Here is an 18926-nt window from a genome sequence, read left to right as displayed (position 1 = left end):
TCTACGAACGTGCCGCTGTACGGGCGCCGGATGCCACGGCTCGGGCGTAGGCCTCGGGCAGGCGGGCGAGCACCTCGTCGACGTCGGACGAGCTGGAGGTGTATCCGAGGGTGAAACGCAGCACCGACCGCGCCGCCCGGTCGTCGAGGCCCAAGGCCAGGACGACGTGCGACGGCTCGGCGACGCCCGCTTGACACGCCGACCCCGTCGACACCGCGATCCCCGCCATGTCGAGCAGGAACAGCAGCGTCTCGCCCGCGGCATCCGGGAACAGCACGTGCGCATTGCCGGGAAGGCGACCGTCGGGGTCGCCCAGGAGGCGCGCCTGCGGAATGGACGAGCGGATGCCGTCGATCAACCGCTCACGGAGGGCGACGAGCCGCGCCGACTCACTGACGCGCTCCCCCTCGGCGGCGCGGGCCGCCGCAGCGAACGCAGCCGCCCCCGCGACGTCCTGCGTCCCCGCACGGAGACCCCGCTGCTGACCTCCGCCGTGCACCAGGGGCGTCACCCGCGCGTGCCGAGACACCACCGCCGCACCCACCCCGACGGGGCCGCCGACCTTGTGCGCCGAGACCGACATCGCCGCGAGACCCCCGGGGGCGGTGCCTTCCCCCCGCCAAGCGGCGAAGTCGACCTCGACCTGCCCCAGCGCCGAGACGGCGTCGAGGTGCAGGGGAACGGAGGCCCCGGATGCCGCAGCGGCGAGGCCCGCGGCATCTTGAAGCGTCCCCACCTCGTTGTTGGCCACGAGCGCGGTCGCGAGGCCCGCACCGGGCAGGGCCGAGGAGAACGCGTCGGCATCGATGCGCCCCTGCGCGTCGAGCGCCACGGCGCGAACCGCGGCGCCCTCGGCAGACGCGAGCCACCCCACCACGTCGAGCGTCGCGTGGTGTTCGCCGTCGGGGAACACCACGGCATCGCTCCCCTCGGGCCGCGACCACCACAGGCCCTTCAGCGCGAGGTTGGCCGCCTCCGTGCCGCCGGAGGTGAAGACGATCTCGATGGGCTGGCAGCCGAGCACCCCGGCGAGCTGGTCGCGGGCGTCTTCCAGCAATCGACGCGCCGCCTGCCCCGCTCCGTGGATGGATGACGGATTGCCGAGCACCTGGTGCGCGTCGAGCCACGCGTCGCGGGCTTCTGCGCGAAGCGGCGTCGTCGCGGCGTGATCGAGGTAGACCTGCACCCTACGTCCCCCTCACGCTGTCCGCTGCCTTCACTACCCTAAGACGCATGGTCCGAACCGAGCCCGCCCTGGCGACCCGTCCTGCTCTGCTGAACCCCGCGTTCGACGACCTCGGTGTGCGCCTCGGCCCCGACGGCGGAACGCTGCGCGTCTGGTCGGCGTCGGCCGATGCGATGCAGCTGCTCATCTTCGACGACGTCGATCTCGACTGGGCCACCGAGACCATCGCCCTCTCCCCCGTCGGCGGCGGAGTCTTCGAGGCCACCACCCCTCTGCTGCGCCCCGGCGCGCGCTACGCGATCCGCGTAGGCGGGCCGCACGGTGCGGGCCACACCTTCAACCCGCAGTCGCTGCTCATCGATCCCTACTCGCGGGGGCTCGTCTCGGGCAGCTTCGGCGACTGGCGTTCGGTGGTGGTCGAGAGTTCCTTCGACTGGGGCACCTCGACCAAGCCGCGCGTGCCGCTGGATCGCACGGTCATCTACGAGGGCCACGTGAAGGGCCTGACCAAGCGGCATCCGTTCATCCCGCCGGCGCTGCACGGCACGTATGCGGGCCTCGCCCACCCCGCGATGATCGAGCACCTTCTCTCGCTCGGTGTCACCAGCGTGGAGCTGCTGCCGGTACACGCCTTCGCGACCGAACCGCGGCTGCTCCAGCTCGGCCTCACGAACTACTGGGGCTACAACACGCTCAACTTCTTCACCCCGCACGCGCCCTATGCCACCGCAGCCAACCGCGCAGAGGGACCCGAGGCCGTCCTGCGCGAGTTCAAGGGAATGGTCAAGCTGCTGCACGAGGCGGGGCTCGAGGTCATCCTCGACGTCGTCTACAACCACACCGCCGAAGAGGGCCTCGGAGGGCCGCGCACGAGTCTGCGCGGCATCGACAACCGGTCGTACTACCGCCAGACGGCGGAGGGCGCGTACATCGACGAGACCGGGTGCGGCAACGCGGTGAACACCTCGACGGATGCCGCGGCCCGTCTCGTGCTCGACTCGGTGCGCTACTGGGCGGACGAGGTGCAGATCGACGGGTTCCGCTTCGATCTCGCGGTAACCCTCGGCCGTGACGAAAGGCATTCGTTCGCGCCCGACCACCCGCTGCTCACCGCCCTCCGCGAAGAAGCCGCCGTATCGGGCACCAAGCTCATCGCCGAGCCGTGGGACGTCGGGATGGGCGGCTGGCAGACCGGCAACTTCGGCGACGGCTGGCTCGAATGGAACGACCGCTACCGCGACCGCGTCCGCAATTTCTGGCTGAGCGACATCGACTACGCCCGCCGCGCCGACACCGCCCCCGTCGGCATCGGCGGGTTCGCCACCCGCCTGGCCGGCTCCTCGAACACCTTCAGCGAGGAGCGCGGGCCCCTCGCGAGCGTCAACTTCGTCACCGCGCACGACGGCTTCACCCTGCGCGACCTCGTGTCGTACGACGTCAAGCACAACCTCGGCAACGGCGAGCAGAATCGCGACGGAGCCGACACCAACCGCTCCTTCAACCACGGGGCCGAGGGGCCGACCGACGATGAGCGCGTTCTCGCCACCCGGCGCACGGCCATGCGCAACCTGATGGGAACACTGCTCCTTTCGGCGGGGGTGCCGATGATCACCGCCGGCGACGAGATGGGCCGCACGCAGCGCGGCAACAACAACGCCTACTGCCATGACTCGGCCCTCACCTGGCTGTCGTGGGAGATGGCGCCGTGGCAGCGCGACCTCTTCGCCCACACGCAGCGATTGCTCCAGCTGCGTCGCGACAACCCGGCGCTGCGTCCTCAGCGCTTCGCCCGCCTCGGGGAGCAGATCCCCTCGGCGTCGGTCATGGAGTGGTTCGACGAGCACGGCCAGACCATGTCGAGCGACCGGTGGAACGACCCGGCCCACCGCACGCTGCAATACCTCGCGACCTCGACACCCGAGCTCGAGGCCCCCAACCGCGTGCTGCTGGTCATCCACGGCACGGAGCACCCCACCGACATCGTGCTCCCCGACCTCGAGGACGCCGTGTTCGTCGAGCTGTGGTCCAGCGCCGACGAGACACCCTCCGACACCCGCGCGACGTTCGCACCGGGCGACGTGGTCCCCCTCGCCGGTGCGTCGATGCGGCTGTTCCGCGTCGACTGATCAGGCCCCGCTGTCAAGGCCGCACGAAACGATGCGGCAACGTCGGTGGCCCGCGGTAGGTTCGGACCGTGGCCACCACGACGACAATCTCGCCCGAGCTGCCCTGGCGCAGCGCCGCCTCGATCCCCGTGCGTCCGGTCAAACCGACGCCCACGTTGCGCCGCGTGGTCACACCGCGCATTCCGATGGCGCTCCCCCACCCGAGCGTGCCCGGCGGAGCCTTCCGCCCGTCGGCCTATGTGGGTGAGGCCGTGCCGTTCACGGTCACCGCCTTCCGCGAGGGTCACGACCGCATCGGTGTCAACGTGCGCCTGTTCTCGCCCTCGGGTGACGAGTCATTGCACCGCCTCAGCCCCCTGAACGACGGGTTCGACCGGTGGTCCACGATCGTGGCGCCGCTCGAGCAGGGCGTGTGGCGCTTCCGATTCGAGTCCTTCGCCGACGACTTCGCCACCTGGGAGCACGCCGCCGAGGTCAAGATCGCCGCGGGTGTCGACAGTGCGCTCATGCGCGAGATGGGCGCGGAGCTGTTCGATCGCGCGCGCGGCGAGAAGAAGCGCCCCGGCACCGACAAAGATGCGCTGTACGAAGCCGCGCGGGCTCTTCGCGATTCCGACGTCCACGACGACGTCGCCCTCTCGATCGTGCGCGATCCCGCGATCGCCGCGCTGTTCGCCGCACGCCCGATGATGGGTCTGGTCTCGGTGGGCCGGGATGCCGAACTCCTCGTGGAACGCGAACGCGCCGGCGTCGGCGCCTGGTACGAGTTCTTCGCGCGCTCCGAGGGCGCTACGCGAGGCGAAGACGGTTCGGTCGTCAGCGGCACGTTCCGCACCGCCGTCGACCGTCTCCCCGGTGTCGCCGGCATGGGTTTCGACGTGCTCTACCTGCCGCCGATCCACCCCATCGGCGAGACCAACCGCAAGGGCCCGAACAACACCCTCGTCACCCAGCCGGGCGACCCGGGTTCGCCGTGGGCCATCGGCGGTGCCGCGGGCGGTCACGACACGGTCCACCCCGACCTCGGCACCCTCGACGACTTCCGTGCGTTCGTGGCAGCGGCGCGCGACAACGGTCTCGAGGTGGCCCTCGACCTCGCGCTCCAGGCGTCGCCCGATCACCCCTGGGTCGCGGAGCACCCCGAGTGGTTCACGACGCTGCCCGACGGGTCGATCGCGTTCGCCGAGAACCCGCCGAAGAAGTACCAGGACATCTATCCGGTCAACTTCGACAACGACCCCGACGGCATCCGGGCCGAGGTGCTGCGCATCGTGCGCCACTGGATCACTCAGGGCGTGACCATCTTCCGCGTCGACAACCCGCACACCAAGCCCCTGCAGTTCTGGGAGTGGCTGATCGCCACGGTCAGCGCTGAAGAGCCCGATGCGGTTTTCCTCGCCGAGGCCTTCACACGGCCCGCCCCCATGCAGGGCCTGGCCATGGCCGGTTTCCAGCAGAGCTACACGTACTTCACCTGGCGCAACACGAAAGAAGAGCTCGAGGAGTTCCTCGGAGCGCTCGCGCACGAGACCGACGACTTCCTGCGCCCCAACCTCTTCGTGAACACCCCCGACATCCTCACGGAGTATCTGCAGTACGGCGGTCGACCGGCATACAAGATCCGCGCCGCCATCGCCGCCACCGCCGCGCCGACGTACGGCGTGTACGCGGGGTACGAACTGATCGAGAACGTCGCCCGCCCGGGTTCCGAAGAGAACATCGACAACGAGAAGTACGAGTACAAGTTCCGCGACTGGGAGGGCACTGAGGCCTCCGGGCACTCGATCGCGCCGTACCTGCGCATGCTCAACGCGGCGCGACGCGCCCATCCGGCGCTCCGTCAGCTGCGCAACCTCGACGTGCACTGGAGCGACGACGACGCGACCCTGGTGTATTCCAAGCACTTGCCGGCGGAGCTCTCGCCGACCGGCGCCTCCGACACGATCATCGTCGTGGCCAACGTCGACCCGCACTCCACCCGCGAGACGACCGTCCACCTCGACACGACCGTCTTCGGCATCGAGCCGGGCGCGTCGTATGACGTCGAAGACCTCGTGACCGGCCAGGTCTGGACCTGGGCCGACCACAACTTCGTGCGTCTCGACGCTTTCAACGAGCCCGTGCACATCCTGCACGTCAAGGAGAACCGATGACCCCGCTCCCCGCTGAGATCCTGGACGCCGTCGCCCACGGTGCCCACCACGACCCGCACAGCGTGCTGGGCGTGCACGAGACCGGTGACGGCTGGGTGATCCGTTCGCGGCGTCCCCTCGCCCTCGAGGTCGCCGCCGAACTCGCCGACGGTCAGAGTGTGACGTTGGAGCACCTTCGCGGCGGGATCTGGGAGGCGCGCACCGAGGACTACCCCGGTGCATACACCGTGCGCGCGCGCTACGACGGCAGCGAACACGTCGCCGACGACGGCTACCGGCACGCGCCCTCCATCGGCGAGCTCGACCTCCACCTCGTCTCGGAGGGACGCCACGAAGAGCTGTGGCGAGTCCTCGGGGCACACGTACGCGAGCTCGACGGATCGCACGGCGTGGCCTTCACTGTCTGGGCACCCGATGCGCGTGCCCTGCGCGTCATCGGCGACTTCAACGGCTGGGACGGCTCGGGCAGTGCCATGCGCTCGATGGGTGGCAGCGGCGTATGGGAGGTGTTCATCCCGGGCATCGGAACCGGCACGCGGTACAAGTTCGAGATCCTCACCCGCGGCGGTCAGTGGATCGAGAAGGCCGACCCCATGGCGCGCCTCGCCGAGGTGCCGCCGGCGACGGCGTCGGTCGTCACCGAATCCGACTACAGCTGGGCGGACGAGGCGTGGATCGCGCATCGCTCCTCCACCGCCCCGATCGATCGCCCGATGTCGATCTACGAGCTGCACCTCGGCTCGTGGAAGCAGGGCCTGTCCTACCGCGACGCGGCCGATGAGATCATCGACTACGTCAGTGCCCAGGGCTTCACGCACGTCGAGTTCCTGCCCCTGTCCGAGCACCCCTTCGGCGGCTCATGGGGCTATCAGGTGTCGGGCTACTACGCCCCCACCAGCCGCTTCGGAAACCCCGACGACCTGCGCTACCTGATCGACCGCCTCCACCAGGCCGACATCGGGGTCATCATGGACTGGGTACCCGGGCACTTCCCCAAGGACGACTTCGCCCTCGCCCGCTTCGACGGCGAGGCGCTCTACGAGCACCCCGACCCGCGTCGCGGCGAGCACAAGGACTGGGGCACGCTGATCTTCGACTACGGCCGCAACGAGGTGCGCAACTTCCTCGTCGCGAACGCGCTGTACTGGTTCGAAGAGTTCCACGTCGACGGACTGAGGGTGGATGCCGTGGCATCCATGCTCTATCTCGACTACTCCCGCAACGAGGGAGAGTGGGCGCCCAACCAGTTCGGGGGCCGCGAGAACCTCGAGGCCGTTCGCTTCCTGCAGGAGGTGAACGCGACCTCCTACAAGCGCTATCCCGGCATCGCGCTCATCGCCGAGGAGTCCACCAGCTTCCCCGGCGTGACCGCGCCGACGTCGGCCGCGGGTCTGGGCTTCGGCTTCAAGTGGAACATGGGCTGGATGAACGACTCGTTGCAGTACATCGGGCGCGACCCCATGTACCGCTCCCACCACGAAGGAGAGCTGTCGTTCTCGTTCGTCTACTCGTTCAGCGAGAACTTCGTGCTCCCCATCAGCCACGACGAGGTCGTGCACGGCAAGGGCAGCCTCTTCGGACGGATGCCGGGAGACCACTGGCAGAAGCTGGCGAACATGCGCGCGTTCCTGGCCTACATGTGGGGCCACCCGGGCAAACAGCTGCTGTTCATGGGCCAGGAGTTCGGCCAGATGTCGGAGTGGTCCGAGTCGCGCAGCCTCGACTGGTGGATGCTCGATCAGCCCGCCCACCGACAGCTGCACGAGTTCGTCGCCGAGCTGAACCGCGTCTACAAGGATCAGGCGGCCCTCTGGTCGCGCGATCACGACGGGGCAGCATTCTCGCGCCTCGGTGCCCCGGCGTGGAACCCGAACGTGCTCGCCTTCGCGCGCCGCGACCACCACGGCAACACCATCGCCGTCGTCTGCAACTTCTCGGGCGTTCCCCTCGGCGACTTCCCGCTGGACCTTCCCGAGGCGGGCACCTGGACCGAGGTGCTCAACAGCGACGCCGAAGTGTTCGGCGGCTCCGGCCAGGGCAACCTCGGCGCGGTGACGACCGACACCCGAGGTAGCGCGACGCTGACGCTCCCGCCGCTCGGCGTGCTCTGGCTGCACCACCGCGCCGACGCTTGACGAATAGTCGCGCCGTCCGTTCGCCGCGGACGGCGCGGCTTCTGTCGCATCGTAGAGGCACGGCTCCGCTCGGTACGGCGCCCCCACGACCACACGGCCGAACTCTCCTGCCGTGAGGTGCCGCCTGTATTGCCCACGAACGTCTCGTCGAAGCCGTTGCGAGGCGTGTCGACGTCAGATGTGCCCGCACCGTCGACCCTGCTACGCCCCGTGCAGCGCTCGGCGCAAGGCGCGCGCTGAGCTGAATCCTGCGCGGTTCGCCGCCTCCTGGGTCGTTGATCCAAAGATCGCGTCGCGGGCGAGTTCGAGCCGTGCGGTACGGATGCGACGACCCGGGGTGGCGCCGATCTCGCCGTATGCGCGCGTGAGGTAGCTGCGCGAGACCTCGAGACGATGCGCGAGCTCGCTGACGGTGAAGCCAGGGTCGTCTGCACGGTCGTGGATGAGGCGTTCGCTCCGTTCGCGCAGCAACTCGGCGGCCGATCGACGCGTGACAGGCGGCGAAAGCTCCCTTACCATCGCGGCCACGAGATACTCGAGCGCCGACTGAACGGCGGGAAACGAGGCGGACGCGGGATCCACCTCGGCGTTCAGCAAGGCGTTCACCGTGGAGGCGACCACGCTCCAGCTGGAGAGCGCCTCGGTGCTCCACATCACGCGTCCGCCGACGTCTGCGGTCGAAGTCAGGCGCAGGCGAGCACGGAGCTCGATTCGTGCTGTGGCGGCCTCGGACTCGAAGCTCGCGTGCACCGCTGAGTCGATCAGTGCCGTGCCGCCGACGCCGAGAGTGATCGGCTCGTGTCCGAGGGCGATGACGGTGAGGGGACCGTCGGCCTGCAGCACGAGGAGCGGCGAGCGCAGCGCGGGCGATACCAGAGCGGATGCCACGGTCTGCGGCGTGAGCGTCACCGCGGTGTGCCATAGCCGACGGAGCAGGAAGGAGGGGGTGACGATCTCGTCGACGAAGATGCGCAGCGCGTCGGAACCTTCCGGCCCGCGGGCGCTCCAACCGCGTTCGGCGAACCACCGACGGGCCGCGTCGCCGCGGAACGCGAGACGACGCGCCGCTCGGGCGGAGGGGGCGCGGCGGTCTGAATCGGTTCGCATGGGACCTCCTCTCGTCGGCCGTGCGCGGGACTCCACGGGGCGTCGGAGACCCCCACGTGGGTGTCTGACGCGAGTGGATAGGGGAGACGCTATCCGCGCGCGGAACGTCGGGCGGGCGGTGCCCGGGGAAATAACCTGGACGGTCGGAGCGGTTCACCTTTCGACGCCCGCGCGCGGGCGCCTGCCGCCCGGCGGTGTGAATGCCGCGCGACCAGAATGTGACGCGTTCTCTCCGCGAGCGGTTACTCCTCCCCCGTCCTGGTCACACTGAGCACACCCCGCCGCACCCGCCGCCGCGTCGCGTTCGACATCCCTGCGCCGTTGAGCTCGATGCCCGCGAGCGTGCCCGGCACGCGCATGTGAATTCACAGAGAAGATGGAGAACCCCATGAACGAGGACGAGAAGTACCCCGCCGCGAGCCGGGACATGGGAGGGCGCGATACCGACGCCGCGTCCGGCGGAGGCGACGCCTTCGGTGGAGGTGCACCTGCTGCGGGATCGGACGACGGCGGCCGTCTGAGCCGTCGCACGATCATGGCGGGTGCCGCGTGGGCAGTACCGGCGGTGATGATGGCCTCGACGTCACCGGCGTTCGCGGTGTCGTCCGCGTTGCTGACCTTATCGACGACCAACATGCAGGTACCGGCCTCCGGCACGGTGACGGTGACGGCGACGTTGGTGAACTCGTCCGGAACCGGGGTGGGCGGTCAGTCGGTGGTCTTCTCGGGTCCGTCGGGGTCGACGTTCAGCCCCTCGGCGACGCGAACGACGAACTCGTCGGGGCGGGCGACCGTGACGTTCAACCTGAACAACCCATGGGCGATGCCGGGGCCCACGGCGGTCGTGAACGCGGTGTCAGGCTCGGAGACGAAGTCGCAGACGTTCACGGTGGTAGGGGCGAACCTCCTCGTCGCGGGCCTCGGGTACACCTCGACCTTCGCCCAAGTAGAGCGGGTGTTTCCCTCCCGCGTCGTGCAAGCCGTGTCGACCGCTACCTACATCCCGTTGAGTGGCACGTACTACCCCTCGTTCATGGTGGTGCTTCAGGACGGGACACTCTGGACCAAGACGGCGACGGTGAGTTCCAGCGGCACATGGGCCAAGATGACGACGATCACCGGTGTGAAGCAGATCGCCGTGGGTGTGGAGCAGTACTACGGCCCCATTTCCATGACCTACGCGTTGTTGTCGGACGGCACCGTCAAAGCCTGGGGCGACAACTCCTACGGGCAGTTGGGCGACGGTACGAAAGTCGATCGCTCCGGGCCCACGACGGTGACCGGCCTGGTCGGGGTGACGCAGATCGCCGCGGGGTACAACACCGGCTATGCGCTGCTGTCGGACGGGAGCGTCAAGGCGTGGGGGCGCAACAACAGCGGTCAGGTGGGGGATGGAACGACGACGGACCGGGTGACTCCGACGCCGGTGACCGGGTTGGGGACGGGGGTCACGCAGGTCGGCGGAGGTGACTTCTCGGCATTCGCACTGCTGTCCAATGGGACGGTCACAGCCTGGGGCTCCAATGCGTATGGGCAATTGGGTGACGGCACGACGATGAGTCACTCTGTGCCGGCGGTCGTGCCAGGCCTGTCGGGCGTGACGCAGATCGCGGTGTCAGCCGGGGCGACCTACGCCCTGCTGTCGAACGGCGGTGTGATGGCCTGGGGAAGCGGCGGGAACGGCCAGCTGGGGGACGGGCAGAGCACCACTCGGACTTCTCCGGTGTCGGTCTCCACCCTGTCCAGCGCGACCCGGATCGCTGCGAGATACGCGTCAGCCTGCGCGTTGCTGACGAACGGGAGCGTGCGGGCATGGGGAGAGAACGCCTACGGCCAGTTGGGTGATGGGACGAACGTAAGACAGTCGACACCTGTGGGAACCACGTCGCTGCTCGGACAGTCGGTCACGCAACTCACCTCCGACGTGGGCGGATTGAGCGCCTCGTCCTTCCTGATCACCGGCTGACGCGGGGACGGGCGCGTTCACACAGTCCGCAAGAGAGTCGGGCGCCCGATCAGCCTCTTCGTGTGACAAATATGCCGGATGCGCCCGCCCACCGCTGACTCACCCGTCGCACGCGGTCAGTGCCATGAGTGCGGACTCGTCCTCGGGTTCGGCGTCGACGCGTGCGCCAGCGACCACTCCAGGGCCTATGCCGACCCCGAGGACCGCACACTCAGAAGAGCAGGGATGCCAAGCGGGTGCGCGCGCGGATGACGCGGGCGTCGTCGTCACCAATGAGACCGAACAACTCGAGCAGACGCTCGCGCACGGGCGCGCGCTCGTCCGTGGGAAGCGCCGCGAAGAGTTCGAGCAGACGCCCGAACGCGTCGTCGACGTGTCCGCCGACGACATCGAGGTCGGCGACGAGGAACTGCGCCTCGATCCCGGTGGGCGACGCTGCGGCGGCCGCGCGCGCCGCCTGCAGGTCGGCGTCCTGCACGCGAGCGAGCAGTCGCACCTGCCCGAGACCGGCACGCGCATCGGCATCGCGCGGATCCTCGACGAGGGCCTTCTCGTAGGCGGCGACCGCACGGGCGTAGTCGCCCTCCTCGATCGCGGCGAACGCTTCGGCGTGCAGCGGCGGGAGTGGCTCCTCACCGGGCTCCTCGGCGGGCGCGGCACCCTCCACCGGCACCGTGCCCGTCACGCCGTGCTGCGCTGCGAGCTGCAGCAGCTGGGCGAACACGTCGCGCACCTGCTCTTCGGGTACCGCACCCGTGAACAGCGGAACGGGCTGCCCCGCAACGAGCGCGAGGACCATCGGAATGGACTGCGCACGGAAACCCTGTGCCAGCTGCGGGTTCGCGTCGACATCGACCTTGGCGAGCACGAGGCGACCGCCGAGCTCGGTGACCACCTTCTCGAGCACGGGGCTCAGCTGCTTGCAGGGCTCGCACCACTCCGCCCACAGGTCGATGACCACCGGAACGGTGCGCGAGAGCTCGAGGACGTCGCCGAAAGTGGCATCCGTCACATCGAAGACGAGGGGGGTCGCGCCGCCCGCCGGGGCGTCGGCAGACGCGGGCGCGGGGGTCTGCGGGCGGTTGCGCAGCGACGAGAGGTCGACGGCACCGCGCAGAACGGAACCGGGGGCGGGAGTGCTCACGGGGACACCTTCGCTTCGAGGAGGCTGGATCGGTAGCCGAGCAGGCGGATCTGATCGTCTGAGCCCTGGCTGGGCACGTAGAAGAACACCTGGTCGGAGTAGGTCGTGGTGAAGCCGGTCGCGGATTGGTCGACCCCGGTGAGGGCCTTGACCGCGGGGTTGTTGTCGAGCTTGATGACCGCGTCGGCGTTGGTCGGCTTCGCGGTGTCGCTCTCGTAGACGTTGACCGCGACGATCGCGCCCGTGTCGAGCGTTGCGAGGGCGATCGGGGTCGCAGGGCCGGCCGACGCCGCGAAGCTGATCTCCGCCGTTCCCGCACCGGTCTGATTCAGCTCGTCGGTGCGCGTGGTCTTGTTGTCCTGGATCGCCGATAGCAACAGGTCGTTGGCGGTGTCGAACGTCGACCACGACGCACTGTTCTGCCCGTTGTTGATGATGTCGGCGTACGCCGCGGCGACCTTCTCGGGCGCCAGCACGAGGAAACTCGAGTCCGGCGGCACCTGCGTCGCCCCCACGTAGGGCGCGGCGAGTTCGGGCAGGTTGGTGGATGCCTCCAGGTTGCCGACATAGGACGCCTTGTACTCGTCCCAGGGCGTCTCTTGCGTCATCATCATGATGGTCGTCGTCGGCGTCGCGGCATCCGCGGACTCCACGACGGTCATGAGCGTACGCGGCCAGGCCCCCGTCGTCTGAGGGAGCACGATCTGCACCGGCTCGGCGGGGATGGCCGGCAGGGTGGCGCGGTCGGGGATCGCCGCACGCAGCGTGTAGTTGGTCTGCCGTTCCGCCAGTGCGGGGCCTGCGAGACGCTCGGCGGCCGCGGTCGCGTCGAGGGCGGCGTCGGCCTGGGCGACGGTCGACGACACCCGCGAGACGATGCGCTGCGCCTGCGCTTCGGTGACGGCGGGCGGGAATTGCCCCTCGGGGACGATCACGGTCGGTGTGGGGCTCGGTGTCTCTTGAGCCGCGAACTGCGGCCATGCGTCGGCGGAGCAGCCGGCGAGGAGGGCCATCGAGACACCCAGAGCGGGCAGCGCGATGAGCGACCGGCGTCCGCCGAGGACACCACGTCCACGCGAACCCCGTCGGCCGGGGCTGTCGCTGATAACGCCCTTCGCCTCGGCGCCGCCGACCATCGAGATCGGCTCGGTGACGGGCAGGGGCAGCCCTTTTCGGCGCGGACGACGCGAGCGGCGCACGTGCCGGATGCCGAGCAGGTAGAGCACGAGACCGACGAGCAGCACGATGCCGCCGCCGACGATGAGGGGGCCGGCCCACGGGGTGGAGTCGTCGATGGGCCAGCTCACGCTGACGTTGGCGGGAGCGGGGGCGGTGCCGTCGGACGCGATGAGCACGCTCATCTCGCTCGGCAATTGCAGGGTGGCCGACAGCGTGCCCGTCTGTTCGTACTCGTCGAGCCACAGGTCGGAATCGACGGGGCTGCGACCGGCCGCCGCGGCGCTGCTCGTCGTCACGGTGGGCTGCACCTCGCTGGTCTGTACGACACCTTCGCCGTCGACGGTCACGGCGGTGTACGGCACATCGGCCAGCCACGCCTCCATGTCGGCGGTGCGGCCGTAGGCGGCGAACACCTCGCCGTCACCCTCCACGCGCAGCGTCTGGGCCCCCGGCACGCTGGTCAGCAGCGCACCGTCGACGAGCGTGTAGGCGGACGTGCCCTCGGTCTGAACGGTCGCCGAGGCCTCGGATGGACCCTGGAACACCGTCCTCTGGGCGATTCCGGCACCGATCATGACGGCCGCGATGACGAAAGCCACCACAGCCCAGACGAATCTCACGCTTCACACCATCCCCACCGGCGGCTCGGGCGCCACCGAAGAATCGACGTTCCAGAGTATCCGAGGGCGGCTGAAAGTTCTCGGCGAGGCCCGTCGCGCGCGATCGGCGCCGCCGTCGTCAGTATCCTGACGTCACGGGCACGAACGCCCGCTGAGGCGGGAGTCTGGCGGCATGAAGATCCACAACCCATTCCGGGTCGCACTGCTGGCAACGCTCGGCGTCGGAGTCGGCCTGCTGCTCATCGGCAGTGTGCAGAACCTCTCGACGATCCTCCTCTACGTCGGCACCGCGCTCTTCCTCTCTCTCGGGCTCGACCCGGTCGTCTCGTTCCTCGAGAGGCGCGGCCTCCCGCGCTGGGCTGCCGTGCTCGTGACCATCCTCGGGGTCCTCGGCATCTTCGCCGGGATCATCGTCATGGTCGTGCCCATCATCGTCGGACAGATCGCACAACTCGTCGTGCAGGTGGAGCAGCTGCTGCAACCCGACCGCTGGAACGAGGTCGTGGGACAGGTGCAGGACTGGGTGTCGGCGAACCTCCCCTGGCTGCGCCTGGACGACGTGTGGGCGGGCGTCCAGCAGTGGATCTCCACCCTCGACGTCGGTTCCATCTCGACCATGATCGGCAACAGCCTCCTCACCGTCGGCGGGGCGGTGGCGGCGGGCCTGGGCGGGGCGTTCATCGTGCTCATCCTGACCATCTACTTCACGGCATCCACCCCGTCGCTGAAGTCGGCGGTGTACCAGCTCGTGCCGGCATCCAAGCGCGCGCGCTTCATCGAACTCGCCGAGAAGATCACCGACTCCGTGGGCTATTACGTCATGGGCCAGGTCAGCCTGGGCGTCATCAACGGCGTGCTGAGCGCGATCTTCCTGTCGATCATCCAGGCGCCGTTCCCCGCCGTGCTCGCGGTGATCGCCTTCTTCTTCTCGCTCATCCCCCTCGTGGGAACGCTCACCGGGTCGACGATCATCGTGCTCAGCTGCCTGATCCCGGGGGTCGGGTCGCCCACCATCGCGATCATCGCCCTGATCTACTACCTCGTCTACATGCAGATCGAGGCGTACGTGATCTCGCCGCGCATCATGAACCGCGCGGTCTCGGTGCCCGGGTCCGTCGTCGTCATCTCGGCGCTCGCGGGCGGTGCGCTGCTCAACCTGTTGGGCGCACTCATCGCGATTCCGGTGGCCGCCAGCATCCTCATCATCTACCGCGAGGTCATCATCCCCCGGCAGAACGAGCGCTGAGCTCAGTCGGAGACGTCGCCGTCCCACTCCACGGGCAGCGGCAGGGCGTCGGGGGCGACCGCGGCGACGATCTCGGTCAGCACGCGGCGGGTCTGCGTCTCGCCCACCCACAGGTGCTTGCCACCCTCGACGGCGATGAGGGTGGCATCGGGAACCGCGGCGAAGCGCTCGCGCGCCGCGTCGGGCCGCAGGTAGTCGTCGAACTCCGGCACGAGCACGACCATCCGGCGCTCGTCACCCGCCCAGGCGGCGACCTCATCGGCGGTCGCGCGGTGAAGGGGCGGCGAGAGCAGGATGACGCCCTCGATGTCGTGGTCGCGGCCGTACTTCAGCGCCAGCTCGGTGCCGAACGACCAGCCCACCAGCCACGGCCGCGGGAGGCCCCGCTCGCGAACGAAGTCGACCGCGGCCGCCACGTCGAACACCTCGCTCGCTCCCCCGTCGAACGCTCCCTCGCTCGTCCCCCGCGGCGAGGTCGTCCCGCGGGTGTTGAAGCGCAGCACGGCGATGTCGGCGAGGGCGGGAAGGCGGCCGGCGGCCTTGCGCAGGATGTGCGAGTCCATGAACCCACCCGCTGTCGGCAGAGGATGCAGGGTCACGAGCGTGGCGATCGGCGCCCGGTCGGCGGGCAGGGCCAGCTCACCGACGAGGGTGAGGTCGTCGACCGTGTGCAACTCGACGTCTTCCCGACGGGCGGGAAGCAGGACGGGGCCGCGAATCTCCATCAGGCGATCCTCCAACAGTGTGTGTGCCAGTGTCGACGTGCCGCCAGATCGGCGGCGTCGCCGAGGACGCCGTCAGCGCGCCAGACGACGAGATGAGCGGTCCCCGTCAGCACCGCGCGCCCGCAGCCGGGACAGATGTAGTCCTTCTGCGCCTGCGGGGCGGAGATCGGCTGCACGGTCCACTCGATGCCGCGTTTGACCTCGGTGCGCTTCCACCCGGCGATCAGACGGTCGAGGGAGTCGGCGCCGCGATCAGGATCCGGGCGCCGTTTACGGGAGCGGGGCATGGATGCCGCTCACCACCAGTGGTTGTTGGTCCAGAACGCGTAGGCGCCGGCCCAGCTGCCGTAACGGCCCGTGGCGTAACCCGTGGCCCAGCGCAGGTTGTCGACGGGGTCGTAGCCGTTGCCGGGCACCTTGCTGCACGGGAGCGCTTGCACGAGCCCGCACGCCCCGGACGAACGGTTGGTGGCGTTGGGGTTCCACCCGCTCTCGCGGCTGACGATGTAATCGACGTAGCCCATGTCGGACTCGGCGATGCCCGCCGCAGCCATCCACTCGGCGGGAGCCCCGCCGCCCGTGTAGAACAACGGCCCGGAACTGCCCGCCGACGATTCCGAGTCGGACTCGCTCTCGCGCGTCGATGTCGGGGTCGGCGTCGGCTTGGGCTTGACGTAGACGTTGTAGCTGGAGCGATCGAGCTGCGGCGCCTGCTTCTCGCCGAGGGTCGAGACCGCCTGAGTGTCGTCCAAGCCCTCGGCGTAGAGGGTGACCGTGCGCGGCTCGTCGGCCTGCGCGGGCTGGAGTGCCGCACCCATGGGGCCCACATACGCCGCGGTGAAGAGCACCGCCGCGCAGGCACCGAAGGCGCCGACGACGCCGCGCCGGCGTGACCAGCGGGGGTTGGCTCGACGGGGCATCACCGGAGGGATCACGTCGTGGCCCGTCTCGCCGCGACGGGCGACACGGGACGATGAGGTGCGGGAGAGGTGCGAACCGGAAGTCACAGTGCCGCTGAGTCTACCGAGGCGCGGCCGGAGGTGTCATCCGCTCTCATCCGACGGCGAGCATCACATCGACGACGGCGTCGAGGACGGCGTCGACCTGAGCTTCGCGGTACCCGCCGCGTTGCATCCGGAAGGCCACCGCACGCACCTGATCGGGGGTGACGGGGTCACCCGCCGCGAGATACCGCGCCACGCGGTCGGCCACCACGTCGACCTCGTCGACGCGGTAGCCGTAACGGAGGATGCCCACGCGCTCGAACCGCGACCCTCTCGGACGCCGTAGGCGATCGAGGACGACCTGAGCGGTGTCGCGGGTTTCGGCGACCCACGCGCGGGCCCCGAGTCGCGACAGGGCGTGTTCGCGTTCGCGTGCCGCGAAGGCGTCTTCGACGCGTCCGAGGGCGGCATCGACAGCCGTGACGGAGTATCCGCCGCGCACGAGGGGGAACGCCGCCGCGCGGACGTCGGAGGAGCGGAGCGTTCCGACGTCGTCGCTCTCGAACACCTCACGCGCACGGGAGAGGAACGTGTCGACGGCACGCTTCTCGTAGCCCTTCGCCCGACCGGAATCGGGGAACGGCTTCGCCTCGACCTTCTCGTCGATCTCCGTCTCGCTCATGACACTCCCAACGGTGCGAGGAGGTAGTAGGTCACCAGGGCGGCGGTGGCCGACGGCAGGATCGAGTCGAGACGGTCGAGCACTCCGCCGTGCCCCGGCAGCCACGAACTCATGTCTTTGATGCCCAGATCGCGCTTCACCATCGACTCGCCGAGATCCCCGACCGTCGCCGTCGCCAGCACGACGGCCCCGAACACCAGACCCGCCCACCAGGGAACTTGCAGCATGAACACGGCGAGGAGCGCACCGGCGACGAGGGCGGCGACGCAGGCACCGGCGAAGCCCTCCCACGTCTTCTTGGGGCTGATACGGGGGGCCATCGGATGCCGCCCGCCCCGGCCGAAGGTGAGGCCCGACACGTACGCGCCGGTGTCGGCGGCGACGGCCAGGATGATGAAGGCCAGGACCCACCACTCGCCTCGGGGCTGCGCGAGGAGCACGACCGCCATGCTCGTGAGGAAGGGGACGTACAGCTGGACGAATCCTCCGACCAGCACATCGCCGATCACGTCGATCCGTGCGCGGCCGTCCGACGCGATCATCTGGGCAATGACACGCCACACGACGACGACGACCACGGCGGTGAGGGTCGCGATCCAGTGCACCCAGGGACCGAGGAAGAATCCGCTCAGCAGCAGCAGGGAGCCCATCACGAGCTGCGGAACGACGTCGACGCGACGCCCCGCGACCTGCAGAGCGCGGGAGAACTCGAGCACTCCGAGAACCATGGCCGCCCCCGCGAAGAACACGAAGAGCCACTTCACGAAGATGAGCGAGGCGACGAGAACCGCGCCGATGCCGACGCCGATCAGCGTCGCGACGATGAGGTCGCGACCGGTGCGTTGTTTGAGTCGCTCGTTCGCCTGACCGAACTCCGCGCGGGCATGAGCGATGTGCTGCTCGGCATCCGTGCGCATGGCGCGCAGCTGCGATTCGATCGCCGTCACGCCGTCACCCGTGACCGGTGAGCGGCGCGCGGCCTCTTCCCGACGCGAGCCGGGCGGATCGACCGGCTGATCTTCGCCGGTCTCAGGGGCGTCGGGCATTCGGATCAGACCTCAAGCAGCTCGGCCTCTTTGCGCTTGAGCGCCTCGTCGATCATGTCGACGTGCGTGCGCGTGACGGTGTCGAGTTCTTTCTCGGCCCGCACGAGCTCGTCTTCGCCGACGTCGCTCTTGAGGGCATCCAGATCGTCTTTCGCCTTACGACGGAGGTTGCGCACCTGAACCTTCGCGTCTTCACCCTTGCCGCGAACGATCTTGACGTACTCTTTGCGGCGGTCCTGGGTGAGCTCGGGCATGGTGACACGCACGATCGTGCCGTCGTTCGTGGGGTTCACGCCGAGGTTCGGCATGTCGCGGATCGCCTGCTCGATGGCCTTCAGCGCCGTCTTGTCGTACGGGTTGATGACGAGGGTGCGGGCCTCGGGGTTGTTCAACGACGCGAGCTGCGCCAGGGGTGTCGGCGACCCGTAGTAGTCGACCAGCACTTTCTGGAACATCTGGGGGTTCGCGCGCCCGGTACGGACGGTCGCGAAGTCCTCCTTGGCGGCCTCCACGGCGCGATCCATGCGCGCTCCGGCATCGGCGAGGACATCGGCGATCACGGTGACTCCATTCGTTGGGACTGACATCTCAGTCTAGTCGCGTGCGGGCCCGGCTCCCCGGGCCCCCCCCGCGCGAATCGGCGGGTGCACAGTTCCCAGAGGAGCAC

At 69.2% G+C, this 18926-nt stretch carries 15 protein-coding genes; 5 read left to right on the top strand and 10 right to left on the bottom strand.

What is annotated here, in order from left to right:
• Position 1: 1 nt before the first annotated feature.
• A complete protein-coding gene (locus RWP81_RS00425) occupies positions 2-1186 on the bottom strand; it encodes a cysteine desulfurase family protein (RefSeq protein ID WP_314451187.1) in 1185 nt (394 codons plus the stop codon).
• 47 nt (positions 1187-1233) lie between these two features.
• Here RWP81_RS00425 and glgX point away from each other — a divergent pair, with 47 nt between their 5' ends.
• The 3 genes from glgX to glgB all read left to right on the top strand — a co-directional run bounded on the left by glgX (position 1234) and on the right by glgB (position 7600).
• Complete coding sequence (gene glgX, locus RWP81_RS00420; protein ID WP_314451184.1) at positions 1234-3312, top strand: glycogen debranching protein GlgX; 2079 nt, start codon at positions 1234-1236, stop codon at positions 3310-3312.
• Between the two features lie 185 nt (positions 3313-3497).
• Complete coding sequence (locus RWP81_RS00415) at positions 3498-5465, top strand: maltotransferase domain-containing protein (RefSeq protein WP_314451225.1); 1968 nt, start codon at positions 3498-3500, stop codon at positions 5463-5465.
• Positions 5462-7600 carry a 1,4-alpha-glucan branching protein GlgB gene (glgB, locus tag RWP81_RS00410; RefSeq protein WP_314451180.1) on the top strand — a complete coding sequence of 713 codons (2139 nt, stop codon included), beginning with the start codon at positions 5462-5464 and terminating at the stop codon, positions 7598-7600. Before RWP81_RS00415 ends, glgB begins: the two co-directional genes overlap by 4 nt.
• 201 nt (positions 7601-7801) lie before the next feature.
• On the opposite strand, the gene RWP81_RS00405 is transcribed toward glgB, so the two are convergent.
• Positions 7802-8707 carry a hypothetical protein gene (locus tag RWP81_RS00405; RefSeq protein ID WP_314451177.1) on the bottom strand — a complete coding sequence of 302 codons (906 nt, stop codon included), beginning with the start codon at positions 8705-8707 and terminating at the stop codon, positions 7802-7804.
• A gap of 388 nt (positions 8708-9095) precedes the next feature.
• Here RWP81_RS00405 and RWP81_RS00400 point away from each other — a divergent pair, with 388 nt between their 5' ends.
• Positions 9096-10673 (top strand): hypothetical protein, encoded by a 1578-nt coding sequence (locus RWP81_RS00400; RefSeq protein WP_314451174.1) that lies wholly within the window; start codon positions 9096-9098, stop codon positions 10671-10673.
• 211 nt (positions 10674-10884) lie between these two features.
• On the opposite strand, the gene RWP81_RS00395 is transcribed toward RWP81_RS00400, so the two are convergent.
• Together RWP81_RS00395 and RWP81_RS00390 are read right to left on the bottom strand one after the other, a co-directional pair.
• The gene (locus RWP81_RS00395) at positions 10885-11817 is read right to left on the bottom strand and encodes a tetratricopeptide repeat protein (RefSeq protein WP_314451171.1); all 933 of its coding nucleotides are present in this window, start codon (positions 11815-11817) and stop codon (positions 10885-10887) included.
• Positions 11814-13616, bottom strand: coding sequence for a glycosyl transferase (locus tag RWP81_RS00390; protein WP_314451167.1), 1803 nt, complete (start codon positions 13614-13616; stop codon positions 11814-11816). The genes RWP81_RS00395 and RWP81_RS00390 overlap by 4 nt, the downstream gene beginning before the upstream one ends.
• Positions 13617-13788: 172 nt before the next feature.
• On the opposite strand from RWP81_RS00390, the gene RWP81_RS00385 reads away from it, so the two are divergent.
• On the top strand, positions 13789-14862 hold the full coding sequence (locus RWP81_RS00385; protein ID WP_314451164.1) for an AI-2E family transporter: 1074 nt from the start codon (positions 13789-13791) through the stop codon (positions 14860-14862).
• Positions 14863-14864: 2 nt separating this feature from the next.
• Here RWP81_RS00385 and RWP81_RS00380 read toward each other — a convergent pair whose 3' ends face one another.
• From RWP81_RS00380 to frr, 6 genes are read right to left on the bottom strand one after another with little or no spacing between them, the layout of a single operon-like run.
• Positions 14865-15587, bottom strand: coding sequence for an alpha/beta fold hydrolase (locus RWP81_RS00380; protein ID WP_314451160.1), 723 nt, complete (start codon positions 15585-15587; stop codon positions 14865-14867).
• Positions 15587-15874, bottom strand: a complete 288-nt coding sequence (locus tag RWP81_RS00375; RefSeq protein WP_314451157.1) for a hypothetical protein — start codon at positions 15872-15874, stop codon at positions 15587-15589. Before RWP81_RS00375 ends, RWP81_RS00380 begins: the two co-directional genes overlap by 1 nt.
• Positions 15875-15883: 9 nt before the next feature.
• Positions 15884-16594, bottom strand: a complete 711-nt coding sequence (locus RWP81_RS00370) for a transglycosylase SLT domain-containing protein (protein ID WP_314451153.1) — start codon at positions 16592-16594, stop codon at positions 15884-15886.
• Between the two features lie 46 nt (positions 16595-16640).
• On the bottom strand, positions 16641-17213 hold the full coding sequence (locus RWP81_RS00365) for a DivIVA domain-containing protein (protein WP_314451151.1): 573 nt from the start codon (positions 17211-17213) through the stop codon (positions 16641-16643).
• Complete coding sequence (locus RWP81_RS00360) at positions 17210-18259, bottom strand: phosphatidate cytidylyltransferase (protein WP_314451149.1); 1050 nt, start codon at positions 18257-18259, stop codon at positions 17210-17212. The genes RWP81_RS00365 and RWP81_RS00360 overlap by 4 nt, the downstream gene beginning before the upstream one ends.
• Positions 18260-18264: 5 nt before the next feature.
• Positions 18265-18819, bottom strand: a complete 555-nt coding sequence (gene frr / locus RWP81_RS00355; RefSeq protein WP_055954162.1) for a ribosome recycling factor — start codon at positions 18817-18819, stop codon at positions 18265-18267.
• Positions 18820-18926: the final 107 nt, after the last annotated feature.

This window comes from uncultured Microbacterium sp. (assembly GCF_963521695.1).
In the GTDB taxonomy this organism is placed as follows: Bacteria; Actinomycetota; Actinomycetes; order Actinomycetales; family Microbacteriaceae; genus Microbacterium.
This window is presented reverse-complemented; position numbering and strand designations above follow the sequence as displayed.